The organism is Pantoea sp. 1B4, from assembly GCF_016925765.1.
In the GTDB taxonomy this organism is placed as follows: Bacteria; Pseudomonadota; Gammaproteobacteria; order Enterobacterales; family Enterobacteriaceae; genus Pantoea; species Pantoea agglomerans.
In genome coordinates this window covers 1,665,248-1,679,763 of the sequence record NZ_JAEUWZ010000001.1, presented here as the reverse complement: position 1 = coordinate 1,679,763, position 14,516 = coordinate 1,665,248, and the positions used below count along the sequence as shown (strand labels likewise).

The following is a 14,516-nucleotide window of genomic DNA, read 5'->3' as shown; positions in this document are numbered from 1 at the left end:
AATCAGCAACTCTGACTATTATTCCGGAGGTGATTATCGGGCCAGAAAGAATATTCTATAAAGATGAACAAATATTAATACGCAGACTAATGGTTAGGATAAAAGCCTTATAAGGCTATTCTTAGCGGATAATCAGCCATAATTAAATCAGGGGTTATATTGATTTAAAAATGTACAAAAAAAACCATTCAAGACCACTAAATATAAACATAAACCATTGATAAATAGAGATATAAAATAAGATAACTCATGATTACTTATTAGAAGAAAATCTTATTACTTTATAATTTAATCTTATGTTCCTCGCTGTTATCCATCAGCTGAATATAGACATCACATTTTGTTACTTTTATTGCACTTTGTAGTTTTACCTTTTTGTGTCATTTTCTTTTCACCCCATATCAGGGGAATAATAATTAATGAATACAGGGTAATAATTAAATGATGAAGCGCACTTTACTGGCGGCTGTCATGCCGTTACTGATCGGTCTCTCCTCCGCGCAGGCCGCAGAAGTTTATAACAAGGATGGCAATAAGCTGGATCTGGTCGGCAAGATTAACGTGTCACACCTCTTTTCTGACGATAACAACAACGATGGTGATACCTCCTCTTATGCCCGCTTTGGCTTTAAAGGCGAGACAAAGATTACTGACCAGCTTACCGGCTACGGTTTCTGGCAGTATCAGTACAGTCTGCATAACTCCGAGGGCAGTGACGCCCAGGCCACCAACCGTACCCGTCTGGGCTATGCTGGCCTGAAGTTTGGCGAGGCGGGTTCGCTGGATTACGGACGTAACTACGGCCTGGTCTATGACGTGCTGAGTTATACCGATATGCTGCCGTTCTTCGGCGGCGACTCCGGTTATACCGACGCCTTTCTCTCTGGCCGCTCAACCGGTGTGCTGACCTGGCGTAACAGCAATTTCTTTGGTCTGGTCGACGGCTTAAACCTTGCCGCGCAGTATCAGGGCAAAAACGATCGCAGCAGTAACATTGACGGCGTGCGTCGTTCCAACGGCGACGGCTTTGCCCTCTCCGCTTCCTATGACTTCGATTTCGGCCTGAGTTTTGCCGGCGCGTTTGCCAGCCTGGATCGCACCACGGCGCAGAACGCTGCCGCACGCGGAGAAGGCGAAAAAGCCCAGCACTGGGCGACCTCGGTGAAATATGATGCAAACCAGGTCTATCTGGCTGCCATGTACGGTGAAACGCTGAACGCCACGCCAATTACTGGCGGTTTCGCTAACAAAGCGCAGAACTTTGAAGCCGTGGCGCAGTATCAGTTCCTGAACGGCTTCCGTCCGTCCGTGGGTTACGTCTCGTCCAAAGGCAAGGAAATTGAGAATATCGGCGATGCCGACATCATTAAATACACCGCCGTGGGTGCCACTTACTACTTCAACAAGAACATGTCGGTCTATGGTGAATACCGCATCAACCTGTTGAAAGATAACAATCCGCTTCGCCTGGCGACCGACGACATCACAGCCCTGGGTCTGATTTACCAGTTCTGATGTGACAGCGGGCCCGGCTCTGACCGCCGGGCCCGTTTATTGTTTTAATCCCGGCCACAGAGAGTGTTACGCGCTTTCAGCCCAGCGACCTGACTAAGCTAACGGCCATCGCCTCTTCCTGCATCAATTCCTCCACGTTAGCGGACGCCAGCAACGTGGTGGCCTGCCCGGCAGGAACCGGACGGCTGAAGAGATATCCCTGACCGTAATCACAGCCGCGCTTTCTCAGCCACCTCAGCGTGGCGACATCCTCAATGCCCTCTGCAGTAATGATCACATTAAGCCCCTGACAGAGTGCCAGCAGCGTTTCCACCACTTTTCGCTGCTCAGATCCGGTCACGATTCCAGCGATAAACGTCTGGTCAATTTTGATTTTGGTAATACCCAGTCCCAGCAAAACCGACAGGTTGGAGTAACCGGTGCCAAAATCATCCAGCACCACTCCGATACCGGCCTCTTTCAGCAGACGGATCGCCTGGCGGGCATCGTCAGAAATGGCCATGACATTCTGTTCGGTGATTTCAAGTTCCAGCATTACCGGCCCGGCATGCTGCATAATGCTGGACAAACAGCTGGTCAGCGACGGTCTCAGCAACTGCTCCGGGGTAATGTTCAGCGACAGGCAGAGCCCGGCTGGCCATGCCCGGGTTGCACTGACAGCATCCTGCAGCAGCGCCACGGTCATGCTGTCCATCAACCCCAGCCGCTCCACCACTGGCAGAAACTCTGCAGGTGAAACCGTCTGACCGGACGCAGTGATCCAGCGCGCCAGTATCTCAAAGCCGGTAATGTTACCGGTGCGCAGTGAAACCAGCGGCTGCAGAAAGGGAACGATGGCGTGACCGCTTACAGCGGCAACAACCTCCTGCTCCAGCCTTTCCCGCTGGCGAAAGCGCAGCTCCATGTCCGGGGAGAATCGTGCCAGACAGGCGCACTTATCCTGCTTGGCCTCGTACAACGCCAGATCCGCCGCCCGCACGACATCAGCCTGACCCGTGCAGGATGAGCTGGCAATGCCTGCTGAAAGGCTCAGGAAGGTGTGCGGACCGGTCCGGATGGATGCCGCATGCTGGCAGAAGCTTTCGGCGGCGGCCAGTGCCTGCTCTGCCTGTGAAGCCTGGGCAACAATGGCAAATTCATCCCCACCGATGCGAAACACCTGACTCCCGGTACCCGCCGAAGCGATCAGCAGATTGGCCAGCGCGACCAGCGTGGCGTCGCCCTGACGATGACCGTTCAGGTCATTGATATTCTTAAAGTCATTGATGTCGAGCAGCGTCAGTGTGTAAGGGGTCCCGTCGGCATCAAGCGCAGCAATGTGTGCAGTGAACGATCGGCGGTTCATGACTCCCGTCAGCGCATCAGTTCCGGCCAGCCTGAGCGCGTTTTTTCCGCACGCAGCGTGTTGCGGATCAGACCCGCAATAAGCAGCGCCGGAATAATCATTGCCAGTCCGGCAAACGAGGTGGAGGTCAGGATAAACCGCAGCCGCTCACTGGTTTCAAAATCGGGATCATAGCTCAGGCCCAGCAGGCTGGAGATCCACGCCTCTAGCCCGAATTCCCACAGCGTGGAGAGTAAAATGATGGTCGCAATATTCAGCATTGCGAGCCAGAAAAGTTTCAGGCGCATGCGTTAGTTCCCGGTGATGGAAAGTGTCAGAGTTTTGTTTTAATTTTCAGTAAAAAACCGGGGCGTACTTCTCATTCAATGTCTGCTAAGCTGCCGACAATTATCACCCCTCCGCTATTTTTACTCATCGCATTCGCACGTTCTCACCCGCCTTACGGCAGTGAGGCAGACGTTCTGCGAAGCCCGATGCGTGTCGGTTACGTCATCAATGGCGAATAGTGTTCTATCGGCAGCAGCAGCCAGATTAACAGGCCCGTCCGGTTAAATTTGTGCATTCCGGTGTTTTTAACGGGTTATGACGCTGGCGTATCGCGCGGCTACAAAGCGCGAAAAGGCGCACATTCGTCAGGCGATAAAAAAGCGATTTATCAGGATATTGGCCGGAATTTCGTTATCACTCCCGTTACGATTTTTGTGGCATAACGGGGTGGGTATACGTGCAGTTTTTAATTTCGTTAAATTAAATAGCGAACAATTTAGTTAAACGTAACTCTCCAGAAGTTCTCTCTCCTGCCGATACCGGTTTACCCAATGAACTCTTTCGGAACGAGAGATGAAAATTTCAACGCGCCTTAGCGCAGGTTTTGGCTTGCTTATTCTGCTGTTTATTATCTGTACCGGCACCGCGATTCACGCGCTGGATAGCGCTCGCGATGGTATGGACGAGGTGGTTAATGTCCGTTTGAAAAAGTACCAGACGGTGCTGGATATGCGCGGTGGCGTGCGGGATATGGCAATCGCGGTGCGTAACCTTGCTCTGCTGACCGATCCCGTTGCCATGAAGCCAGAATGGGAACGTCTGCAAAAACAGCGCGCACTCTACATCAGCAACCGCGAAGCACTCTCAGGCATGATGCAGACCGACCCCGGACAGGCAGGACGGGAGGCGATGAGCAGAATCGAGTCCACTGAAGAGGCCGCTCTCTCCACGCTGATGACCGCCGGGAAACTGGGGATGGAAAATCGTCAGCAGGAGGTCACCGACTATCTGTTAAAGGTGGCGCGTCCGGCTCAGCAGAGCCTGCTGAAGGCGATAAACGATCTGACCGAGCTTGAGATGCGCAGCAGCCGGGATGCGGTAGTGGATAACGGCATCGCTATCGCCCGCACCACCTGGATACTGATCATCCTGGCGGTGCTCTCCGTGCTGGCTGCCGTCGTCACCTGCGCGTTTATTGTGCGGATACTGATGCGCCAGCTGGGCGGCGAACCGGTGCAGGCTCAGACGCTGGCTGCTGCGATTGCCGCCGGTGATCTCACCTCGCCGGTCACGCTGCGCCGTGGCGACAGCACCAGCCTGCTTGCGTCGCTCAGCGGCATGCAGACCAACCTGCGCGAACTGGTTACGCAGATCAAAGGGGCATCCGCCTCGGTGGCGCTGGCGGCCGATGAGATTTCGCAGGGCAATACCGAGCTTTCATCCCGTACCGAGCAGCAGGCTGCTGCGTTGCAGGAAACGGCCGCCAGCATGGAGCAGCTCACCGCCACGGTAAAAAGCAACGCCGCGGGCGCGCAGCAGACTGCCGGTTCAGCGCGCGAGGCCGCCACCCTGGCCCAGGCGGGCGAAGCAGATGTCCAGCGCCTGTCAGAAACCATGCATGACATTTCGCTGAGTGCCGTTCGGGTACGCGATATTACGTCGGTGATTGAAGGCATCGCTTTCCAGACCAATATTCTGGCGCTCAACGCCGCCGTAGAAGCCGCGCGCGCTGGTGAAGAGGGCCGCGGATTTGCCGTGGTCGCGGGTGAAGTCCGCTCGCTGGCCCAGCGCAGCGCCACCGCAGCACGCGACATTAAGCAGCTGATTGAGCAGGCCGTGACGCAGGTCGAGGATGGCGTAACCGTAGCGGCCGGAACGGGTGAGCGCATCCTGAAGATTGTCAGCCGCGTCGGTGAACTGGCCGATGCTATGGACAACCTCTCCCTCTCCTCCGGTGAACAGATGCAGGGCATCTCCCAGGTCAGTATTGCGGTGAGTCAGATGGATGGCGTCACGCAGAATAACGCCGCGCTGGTGGAAGAGTCCTCTTCTGCATCGCAGTCACTGCTGGCCCAGGCGCGCGACCTGCGCGGCATGGTAGAGACCTTCACCGTATAAGCCGTATCGGCGGGCGTCTTCAGCCTGGGTTAAATGCTGAAATTGTCCTGCCGATCTTAGCTGCGTTGCACCCGGCGCACGTTGTGCGCAAGGGTTGCGACCGGTTATGTTGACTTCAATTTAATTTGACTCAATACTGTGCCGACTTTCAATCGGCGGCGCAGCTAAAGGCTTTTTCTCCCGCTGCGATAGCGCTTAAAAGTCTGGTGTCTTACACCAGAAAGAGATGCTGCCGAAATCAACATCTCCCCGAGATACTATTCGCGAGATTTCACGGCTGACCAACAGCCTGGGGTCTGGCTGTCCCACCCCGGACTCAGAATGAGTAAAGATATGAATGACGAACCCGCGGGGATCTCCGATACGCCTCCCGCCAGTGCAGCGCCTGAAACCATCGACCAGTTTCTCTGCTTTGCGCTCTATTCCGCCTCACTTGCCATGACAAAGCTCTATCAGTCGCGGTTAAAACCGCTGGGAGTGACCTATCCGCAATATCTGGTGCTGCTGGTGCTGTGGGAGAAAGATCTCCTGACCGTCTCTGATATTGGTGCACGCGTCCGGCTTGATTCCGGCACGCTCAGCCAGCTTCTGAAGCGGCTTGAAAGCGCGGGCATTATCTGCCGCCAGCGTGACACGGGAAATGATGAGCGCCGGGTGCTGATCTCCCTGACAGAACAGGGCCACCAGCTTAAAGTCGCGGCGGCTGGCGTCCCGGCTGATATGATCTCGGTGATGGATACCGCCTGTAGTGAACTCGGTGAGCTGACGACCCAGGTGGCAACGCTGCGTGAAAAGCTGCTTAAGGCCCTGCCATGATGCTGGCTTATAAAAAACCTGTGACCAGGCTGATAAAGCTGAATCGCCTGAGTGTTACCTCTTCAGGTGCTATTCAACAGAACGGTTGCGCTGGAGTTTCTATTGAGTACCGATAAACCGGCAGATATGGCTGACGTCCATGCCGTTGTAGGGCAGGCCGTGTCGAGCCTGCTGAAGTCAGGCAAGACGGCAGGCTTACAGGACATAATTGCATTCCTGCAGCATCAGCAGGCACGATCGGTAAACGGTCAGCGAGAGGTCTACGCCAGAGCGGTGCGTATTGTGATGAGCATGGTTAACTGATAACCGGGCCGCTGTGCTAAACGGCGGCGCTGCCCGCGCCTTCTTAATATCAATACCATTCCCGCAGCGCAGCGTCGTTCCTGCTTTCACCCAGTGGTTCCCGCTCTCATTTCAGGATCAATAGTGATGTCACTCTGCCGCGCCTTCGTCATCCCGACAACTTATCTCTGCCAGTAACCGCTGTCGGGCCTGCAGACGTTAACAACGCCGTCTGCACACCACCGCCGCTATTAACTCCCCCCCTATCCTTTCTGTGCAGTAAAGCATTCCTGCTAAAGTGTGGTGCCACCGGGTGCCATCAAATCATAACGATCGTTCTGCGGGGCCTCGTCCACGGTCATCGGTGGCTGAATTTTCAGGGTGATCCAGTTAGAGGTCACACGCTGCTGCTTGCTATCCTCCAGTGTTACCGACAGGCGATATTCGTTGCTGGCGTCTGGCGACGGATCCCACTGCGGTAAGATCACACTCCAGCCCTGCGGATCGGCGTTATTGGCCGGAGGTGTCAGGCTCAGCGCCTGCGTATCACCCTGCCAGCTTACCGCCTTGATAGCATTGCTGGCGCGCACCTGCAGCTTCAGCGGCAGACTCTCGCCACTGCTTAACTGCCAGGGCGGGGTTGCCAGAAACACGGACAGCGTTTTGCGCTGACGGAAGGTGAGCACCGGCGTATCACTGCGGGTGACGGTATCGTAACGGCTGCCGCGCAGGGAGTGCGCCTCCGCGACGTTTCCGGCATCGAGCTGACGTCGCAGCGCCACGCCAAAGCGATAGTTGAGTTTCAGCCCCAGCTGATCCTGACTCTCACCGGCGCTGCTGGTTTTATGGGTAGCGGACAGCGTCACCAGCGGCACGGGAGTGTAAGAGAGGCCAAACGACATGGCGGAGGGATTGTGATAGCGGTTGCCGCTGTTAAACAGATCGACATTCTCACCCAGATATTGCTGATAGCTCACCGAAACGCCCAGCTGACGATAAAAGGGCAGATAGCTCTGGCTGGTAATATCGTAGCCGCGCGCCATGCGCTGCTGCTGCGAATCGCCCAGATTTTTCCAGCCGGAAAGCGGCTGATAGTAGTTGGCCGAGAAGCGCATTGAATCGCTCCACGCTTCCGTGCCCACAGAGGCGCGTTGCAGGCCGCTGCTGAACACGCGGTCAACAAAGCCGTTGTAACCCAGCAGCCAGTCACCGGCATCCCAGCGTTGCCCCAGTCCTGCATTGCCAACCAGGCCATCGCCGGTATCGTGCAGACCAAGCTGGCTGAAGGTGAGCCGGCTGTTTTCGTCGGCCAGTGCGCTGAAGAGATCGCCGCCGGTGCCGGTAAAGTTTCCGTTCATGTCGACTTTCAGATCCAGCTGCGCGGTGCCGTAAGGGGAAAGCAGTGACTGCCCTTCGCTCTCAACCCGATCGGCCACTTCATCGCGCAGATGATTGAACGCCCAGACGCCCGCCTGCTGACCAAACGTGACATTGCTGTCGCTGTTGTTACTCGCTTCACCGATACTTTTGGCCACGGCCGCCAGCTTTTTGCTCCACTCTTCATCCTGATCGCTGGCACCGCCGAGCGTCGGCAGCGACTGACTGTAGCGCGCAGGATCGTCGAATGGCGTCTCTGACACCGCTGTTTCAGTCTGGAAGGCGCGGGCGCTCTGCGTGGCAGTCAGCGACAGCGCAATCAAAGAGAGAACCCCTGTTTTCCGTATCATGTCACCCGGCACATTGATTAGTTCGTAGCTGCAATTAAACAAAAATCATCAGCTATTACCTTAACATATTGTGACGGCGATGCAGGACAGCAGCGGCGAATTGTGCATATAACAGAAAAGTCCGGGTCAGAAAAAGGCCTGCGTTTACAGCAGGCCTGCGATCTCTCACCGCATCAGGAGAAGATCAACCCGCCATCCACATTGATGGTCTGCCCGGTGATGTAGCGCGCATCCTCTGATGCCAGAAACGCCACCAGTCCGGCGACATCTTCCGGCTGACCGGCACGCTTCAGCGGAATATTTTTCACCCACTCCGCCATCAGCTCCCCTTTACCGTAGGTTTTCTCCTCGCTGCTGAGGATCTCGCCCCAGACGCGATCGTTGTAATCCCACATCTCACTCTCAATGATGCCAGGGCAAAAAGCGTTGACCGTAATGTTCCACGGCGCCAGCTCCAGCGCCAGACTCTGGGTAATGCCTATCACCCCCATTTTACTGGCGGCGTAGTGCGGCGTGTAGATAAAGCCCTGTCGTCCCTGCCCCGATGAGGTGTTGATCAGGCTGCCGCTGCGCTGCTGCACCATATATTTCGCCGCTTCACGGCAGCAAAGCCAGACGCCGGTGGTGTTAACCGCCAGAATCCGCTCAAAGTCGCTTTTCGGCATGGTGTCGAAGCGGTCGATGGTGATCACGCCCGCATTCTGTATCGATACGTCGATCTGACCAAAGCGTTCAAAGGCCTGCTGATAGAGCTGCTGCACCGCAGCTTCATCCGTGATATCGACCTGCAGCGCCAGAATCTCACTGCCATACTGCTGCTGAAGCTGGTCGGCTGTAGCGAACACCCGGTCAGCATTCGACACCATCACCAGCCTGGCCCCGTCGCGGGCGAAACGCGCCGCGATCCCGGCCCCGATGCCACGACAGGCACCGGTTATCACCACTGTTTTTCCACGTTGTTCGCGGCTCATAATCGCTCCTGTTAACTGTGACGAACATCAGTAAGGGGGGCTGCCTGCTGCTTTTTTCATGGCGACGCAGCAGCACCACTTTGCTTTGCAGACGTTGCTGGAACTGGTCGATGACTACCGCAGTCACAATCACCAGACCTTTGATCACCATCTGCCAGAAATCGCTGACGCCCATCATCACCATGCCATCCGCCAGGAAGACGATAACGAAAGCGCCAATAATCGAGCCGGAAACCCGGCCACGTCCACCCGCCAGCGCCGTGCCGCCCAGCACGGTGGCACCAATGGCATCCATCTCAAACATGTTGCCGGTCATCGGGTGCGCGGTCTGCAACTGAGAGGCCACCACCAGCCCGACAAGCCCCGCGCATAGGCCGGAAAAGGCGTAGACAAAGACTTTCACCTTGATAATCGGCACACCCGCCAGTCGCGCGGCGGACTCATTGCCGCCAATGGCGTAGATGTAACGACCCAGCGGGGTTTTGCGTGTCAGGTAGAGGCCGAGCAGTAAAAAGCCGAGCATCAGCCAGATTGGCAGATAAACGCCCAGTACGGTGCCGGAGCCGAGCAGCGAAAAGCCGGTGTTGCCCAGCGCGGGCACTCCCACCAGGTTAGCGTAGGTGCCGCCGTCGTTGAACAGCAACGCCGCACCGCGCGCCACATACATCATGCCCAGGGTGCAGATAAAGGGTGCGACGCCCAGTCGGGTGATCACCGTGCCGTTAATCAGCCCCACCAGCACGCCAAAGATGGCCACCACCAGAATCACTTCAGGCACGTTGAGAAACAGCGTATTGCCGCCCCACAACGGGATGCCATTGGTGAGCAGTGCGCCCGCCACCATGCCGCAGATCCCGGCGACCGCACCCACCGAGAGATCGATACCGCCGGTCAGGATCACCAGCGTCATACCAATGGCCAGCAGGCCGGTAATCGCCACGTGCTGCGTCATGATCAGCAGGTTAGAGGGGGTGAGAAAGTTCGGCACCATCACGCTGAAAAAGCCGACCACAATCAGCAACGCAATAAAGGTGCGGGCCTTGAGCAGGTACATATAGAGCAGATATTTTTGGTTCATGAAATTCTCCGGCCAGCTTAGAGCCTGGCCCGCCAGGCGTAATGGTTTCAGGCAGTCTGGACACGGACAGCGCGGAACAACCGGCACGTACACGCAGTACGTGAGGATTACTCGCTGTGCTCGCCCCTTCAGGGCCGCCCTGACGGGCGTTCAGGTTGCTAAAGCAGCCTGTGTGACCACTGCCCAGGTTCAGACGGACAAATAAAATAGCCTGATGGGTCAGGCTCTTAATCCTGCGGGGTTGATGCCGCAATCAGATGTTCTCGCGTCGCCTCTGCGCGCGGCAGATCAGCAGTAATCCGGCCATCGGCCATCACTAAAATGCGGTCCGCCAGCGCCATCACCTCATCCAGTTCAGACGAGGAGAACATCACTGCCAGCCCCTGCTGTGCCAGACTGCCAATCAGGTGATAGACGTCGGTTTTGGCACCCACGTCGATACCGCGCGTTGGCTCATCCAGCAGCACCACCTGCGGCCCGGTCATCAGCGCTTTACCCAGCACCACCTTCTGCTGATTACCGCCGCTCAGCGCCGTAACCGGCAGGTCGGGATCGCTGACTTTAATCGCCAGATGGCCGATCATCTCACTGACCCGCTGCTGCTCCCTGGCAGGATTCAACAGCCCCAGCGCACGTCGAAAACCGCGCAGGCTGAAGTCAGAGAGCGTCATGTTGGCGGTGACCGACATCAGTTCAATCACCCCTTCGCCTTTGCGATCTTCGGGCACCAGCGCTATGCCACTTTTCAGCCGCTGCTGGAAGCTGCGTTTCGCCAGATCCCTGCCCGCTAAACGTACCCGGCCCGACTGACAGGGCATCAGGCCAATCAGCCCCTTGAACAGCTCGGTGCGTCCGGCACCCAGCAGACCATAAATGCCGATCACCTCGCCTTTGCGCAGCGTAAAACTGACCTCATTCAGCTTGTAACCGCCGTTCTGATGCAGCGCAGTCAGGCCCTCTACCTCCAGCACCGTTTCCCCCTGTGGCGCAGGCTGATAGTCGAACTGCTTTTTCTTGTCACCCACCATCTGGGCGATAATCCACGGCACGCTGGCGTCCCATACCTCGCGCTCACTAATAAAACGGCCATCGCGGAAAATGGTGATGTGATCGCCAATCTCCATCAGCTCTTCCAGCCGGTGAGAGATGTAGATAATGGTGACACCGCGCCGCTTAAGCTGATCGATGACGTTAAACAGCACTTTCACTTCAGACTGGCTCAGGGCGCTGGTCGGTTCATCCATGATCAGCACCCGGGTATCCTTCGACAGCGCCCGGGCGATCTCCACCAGCTGCTGATGGCCAATACCCAGCTCACCCAGCGGCGCGTAAGGATCGACATCCAGCTGCAGCCGCTCAAGCAGCGACTTTGCCAGCGCGTACTGATACTTTTCATTGATCACCCCGCGCTGGAAATACTCATTGGCGATAAAGATGTTGTCCATCACGTTCATGTTGGGAAACAGATTCAGCTCCTGAAAAATGATGCTGATCCCCTGCTTCTCCGCCTGATGCGTGGAGTTCAGCGACACCACCTTGCCATCCAGCAGAATCTCGCCCGACGACGGCGTCTCTACACCCGCCAGCATCTTCATCATGGTGGACTTACCGGCGCCGTTCTCACCGATTAGCACGTTAACTTTATTGCGGTAGACCCGATAACTGACCTGATCGAGCGCGGTCACGCCGGGATAAAGACGCGACACGTTGCGCGTTTCGATAATCACGTCGCCGGACTGTTGCGGTTGAGGATTTTGCATCTGCCGCTCCTTATTGCCGGTTGATCGCAGCCGGAGTGATATCCGGCAGCTGCTGCGGAATGTCCCAGCTGCTGAACACGCCGGAAACCCTCACTTTATCGCCCACCTTCGGCGCAAACTGCTGCATCAGAGTGGAGGCGTGCTGGTTAATCGCCTTGCCGTAATCACCAAACAGCACCTGGTCATTGAAGTCCTGATAGCTCACGCCTTTGTAGACATCCCGCAAAGCGGTGCCACGAATGATTGGCCCTACCTGAATTGTGACACTGTCACCTGATTCATCTTTCACGGTCATCTTTCCACTGCGTGACGTGGTATTTACGGCGGTCACCTCGCCGCTAACCGAGACGCTGAAGACACAGGGATTCTCAGCCTGACTGCGATAGCCATAGCTCTGACAGGCACTGTCGAAGTCTTTAGCAGACTGCAGCGACTTCATCAGCGTCGCCAGCGGTTTAGCCTCTGCCTGAACCTGTGGCACCAGTTTCTGCTGCCAGAGCTGGTCGATGTTCGCCATTTTCGGATTGGGGGGGATTTTTCAGGGCAGCCAGCTCCTGCTGCGACACAATTTTGCAGCCGCTTAACAGCAAGACCACCAGCGTCAGCCAGACTCTTCGGGACATCATCTTCTCCCTGGCGCCCGCTTTCGCAGGCGCGACAGCGTTTAATTACGACTTGTAGTTAAAGTCCTGTACACCTTTAGCGTTTTCCGGGGTAATCAGAATGCCGCGGAACATCACCCGCTGTTTTTCCGGCTTCACGCCCTTCTGAATGAAGTTATCGAGATCGGTCACCCCTTCAGCGGCAATCGCCTGCGCCTGCAACATGACAGTGGCTTTCAGCGTGCCCGCTTTCACTGCATCGCGTTCGTCGTTGCTGCCATCAATCCCCACCACGATGACATCGTTGCGACCGGCTGCCTTCAGCGCAGCAATGGCGCCCAGCGCCACCGGGCCGTTACCGCAGATCACCCCTTTCACATCCGGATGCGCCTGCAGGATGCTGTCCATAATGCGCTTGCCGTCGATCAGCGTGCCTTTGGCATCCTGACGTGCCACGCTCTGCATATCAGGATACTGATCCAGCACCTGATGGAACGATTTCGAGCGTGTCACGCAGTTGTTATCCGCCAGGTTACAGGCGAGCTCGGCGTATTTGCCCTTTTCGCCCATCTTTTCAACAAAGACGTTGGCAACGTCTGAACCCGCCTGGAAGTTGTTGTGGGTGATCTGCGCCAGCGCCACGTCATCCACCGGGATTTCGCGGTTGATCAGCACCACCGGGATCCCGGCATCTTTGGCTTTTTTTAATCGCCGCCACGCTGGCGGTGGAGTCGGCGTTATCCAGCACGATACCCTGTACTTTTTTACCGATAGCGGCGTCGATCAGTTCGCTCTGCTTTTTCACATCTTCGCCGTGCGACAGCACCGTTGTTTTGTAACCCAGCTCCTGCGCTTTGAGATTGGCGCCTTTGGCTTCGGAGGCGTAGTAGGGATTATCGAGTGAGTTAACCAGAATCATAATGGTGCCCTTTTCGGCGGCAAACGCCGCCTGCGAAACCAGACAGGCAGCCACGGCAGTGCACAGCAAGGTACGGTTTTTCATGATGTTCTCTCTTATCGTTATGGCAGGGTATGAATTCCCGGGTGCTGGATTGGCCTTACCAGATGGTAAAGCCCCCCATCGATCATCAAATCGGCGCCGGTGATCATGTCGCTGCCGTTGCTGGCGAAAAACAGCACCGCAGCGGCGATCTCATCGGTATAGGCAAAGCGTCCGAGCGGAATCAGCTTCTTCATCTGCTCGCCCTTCTCGCCGCGCCAGGCCTTTTCGCCCATCGGCGTCAGCACCACGGTGGGCGACAGGGTGTTAACGTTAATGCGATGCGGGGCAAACTCTTTGGCCATCACTTTGGTCATGCCCAGCAGGCCCGCTTTGGCTGAGGTGTAGGCGACATGGTTGTCGATAGCGATGGATGCCGCCTGGGAGGCGATATTAATAATTTTGCCGCCCGCACCGGCACGGATCATCAGCCGTGCGGCGGCCTGTGAGCAGAGAAAAGGCCCGGTGAGATTCACCGCAATCTGCTTCTGCCACTCGTCAAAATCGGTTTCGATCACCGGCTGCAGCATCACGTAGCCTGCGCAGTTCACCAGGATATCGATCCGGCCATAGTGGGAAACCACATCGTCAAAAGCCTGTTCAACCCACGCGGGATCGGTAACGTCACAGCAGACAAACTGCACCCGCTCGACGGGGAAATCTGCCCTCAGGCTGGCCACCTTCTCTGCTTCAAACGGCGGATAGAGTAGTGCCAGACTCGCGCCCTTCTCCAGCAACATGCCATTGGTCGCCATCGCGATACCACCCAGCCCGCCGGTCACGACGGCCACTTTGCCGGCCAGATTCATTGCGGTATCCACGCCGTAGCGCAGGTTTACGTCATATTCACCACTCATCTCACTCTTCCCCTCAGATTTTTGCCGATGCCGTTGACTCATTCATTTTCGAACAAAAATATAAGCTATCGAAAAGAAATGTTGTGTGGAGCAGATCAAATTTCGATCATCTGCCCTGCAAAGCGGCTTATCTGATTGAAAAGACGTGATCTGGCTTCCAGTCCCGAAATAAAGGCAG

9 protein-coding genes and 4 pseudogenes are annotated in these 14,516 nt (G+C 56.2%); 4 read left to right on the top strand and 9 right to left on the bottom strand.

Features of this window, described 5'->3' with window-relative positions; translation table 11 throughout:
- The first annotated feature begins 441 nt into the window (after nt 1-441).
- Nucleotides 442-1,515 (top strand): porin, encoded by a 1,074-nt coding sequence (locus JNO11_RS08150; RefSeq protein WP_022625766.1) that lies wholly within the window; start codon nt 442-444, stop codon nt 1,513-1,515.
- Nucleotides 1,516-1,591: 76 nt separating this feature from the next.
- On the opposite strand, the gene JNO11_RS08145 is transcribed toward JNO11_RS08150, so the two are convergent.
- Complete coding sequence (locus tag JNO11_RS08145) at nt 1,592-2,860, bottom strand: bifunctional diguanylate cyclase/phosphodiesterase (protein ID WP_325177164.1); 1,269 nt, start codon at nt 2,858-2,860, stop codon at nt 1,592-1,594.
- An 8-nt stretch (nt 2,861-2,868) separates the two neighbouring features.
- Nucleotides 2,869-3,147: a hypothetical protein gene (locus tag JNO11_RS08140; protein WP_325177163.1), complete on the bottom strand. Its 279-nt coding sequence runs from the start codon at nt 3,145-3,147 to the stop codon at nt 2,869-2,871.
- A 553-nt stretch (nt 3,148-3,700) separates the two neighbouring features.
- Here JNO11_RS08140 and JNO11_RS08135 point away from each other — a divergent pair.
- The 3 genes from JNO11_RS08135 to JNO11_RS08125 all read left to right on the top strand — a co-directional run bounded on the left by JNO11_RS08135 (nt 3,701) and on the right by JNO11_RS08125 (nt 6,364).
- Nucleotides 3,701-5,245 carry a methyl-accepting chemotaxis protein gene (locus tag JNO11_RS08135; protein ID WP_010245756.1) on the top strand — a complete coding sequence of 515 codons (1,545 nt, stop codon included), beginning with the start codon at nt 3,701-3,703 and terminating at the stop codon, nt 5,243-5,245.
- A gap of 321 nt (nt 5,246-5,566) precedes the next feature.
- Nucleotides 5,567-6,061: a MarR family transcriptional regulator gene (locus JNO11_RS08130; RefSeq protein WP_325177162.1), complete on the top strand. Its 495-nt coding sequence runs from the start codon at nt 5,567-5,569 to the stop codon at nt 6,059-6,061.
- 102 nt (nt 6,062-6,163) lie between these two features.
- Nucleotides 6,164-6,364 carry a hypothetical protein gene (locus JNO11_RS08125; protein WP_194709459.1) on the top strand — a complete coding sequence of 67 codons (201 nt, stop codon included), beginning with the start codon at nt 6,164-6,166 and terminating at the stop codon, nt 6,362-6,364.
- Between the two features lie 272 nt (nt 6,365-6,636).
- Here JNO11_RS08125 and JNO11_RS08120 read toward each other — a convergent pair whose 3' ends face one another.
- From JNO11_RS08120 to JNO11_RS08090, 7 genes and pseudogenes are all read right to left on the bottom strand, one after another.
- A complete protein-coding gene (locus JNO11_RS08120) occupies nt 6,637-8,070 on the bottom strand; it encodes a YchO/YchP family invasin (protein WP_187484108.1) in 1,434 nt (477 codons plus the stop codon).
- A gap of 173 nt (nt 8,071-8,243) precedes the next feature.
- Nucleotides 8,244-9,041 carry an SDR family oxidoreductase gene (locus JNO11_RS08115; protein WP_010245769.1) on the bottom strand — a complete coding sequence of 266 codons (798 nt, stop codon included), beginning with the start codon at nt 9,039-9,041 and terminating at the stop codon, nt 8,244-8,246.
- A gap of 11 nt (nt 9,042-9,052) precedes the next feature.
- Nucleotides 9,053-10,119, bottom strand: a pseudogene (locus tag JNO11_RS08110) (ABC transporter permease).
- Between the two features lie 227 nt (nt 10,120-10,346).
- The gene (locus JNO11_RS08105) at nt 10,347-11,879 is read right to left on the bottom strand and encodes a sugar ABC transporter ATP-binding protein (RefSeq protein WP_325177160.1); all 1,533 of its coding nucleotides are present in this window, start codon (nt 11,877-11,879) and stop codon (nt 10,347-10,349) included.
- 10 nt (nt 11,880-11,889) lie between these two features.
- Nucleotides 11,890-12,502 (bottom strand): annotated as a pseudogene (locus tag JNO11_RS08100) (DUF2291 domain-containing protein).
- 45 nt (nt 12,503-12,547) lie between these two features.
- Nucleotides 12,548-13,484 (bottom strand): annotated as a pseudogene (locus JNO11_RS08095) (D-ribose ABC transporter substrate-binding protein).
- Nucleotides 13,485-13,539: 55 nt separating this feature from the next.
- Nucleotides 13,540-14,338: pseudogene (locus JNO11_RS08090) on the bottom strand (GolD/DthD family dehydrogenase).
- Nucleotides 14,339-14,516: the final 178 nt, after the last annotated feature.

Coding starts and splice junctions, on each gene's coding strand:
- JNO11_RS08150 (WP_022625766.1), top strand. CDS start 442: ATGATGAAGCGCACTTTACTGGCGGCTGTCATGCCGTTACTGATCGGT.
- JNO11_RS08145 (WP_325177164.1), bottom strand. CDS start 2,860: ATGAACCGCCGATCGTTCACTGCACACATTGCTGCGCTTGATGCCGAC.
- JNO11_RS08140 (WP_325177163.1), bottom strand. CDS start 3,147: ATGCGCCTGAAACTTTTCTGGCTCGCAATGCTGAATATTGCGACCATC.
- JNO11_RS08135 (WP_010245756.1), top strand. CDS start 3,701: ATGAAAATTTCAACGCGCCTTAGCGCAGGTTTTGGCTTGCTTATTCTG.
- JNO11_RS08130 (WP_325177162.1), top strand. CDS start 5,567: ATGAGTAAAGATATGAATGACGAACCCGCGGGGATCTCCGATACGCCT.
- JNO11_RS08120 (WP_187484108.1), bottom strand. CDS start 8,070: ATGATACGGAAAACAGGGGTTCTCTCTTTGATTGCGCTGTCGCTGACT.
- JNO11_RS08115 (WP_010245769.1), bottom strand. CDS start 9,041: ATGAGCCGCGAACAACGTGGAAAAACAGTGGTGATAACCGGTGCCTGT.
- JNO11_RS08105 (WP_325177160.1), bottom strand. CDS start 11,879: ATGCAAAATCCTCAACCGCAACAGTCCGGCGACGTGATTATCGAAACG.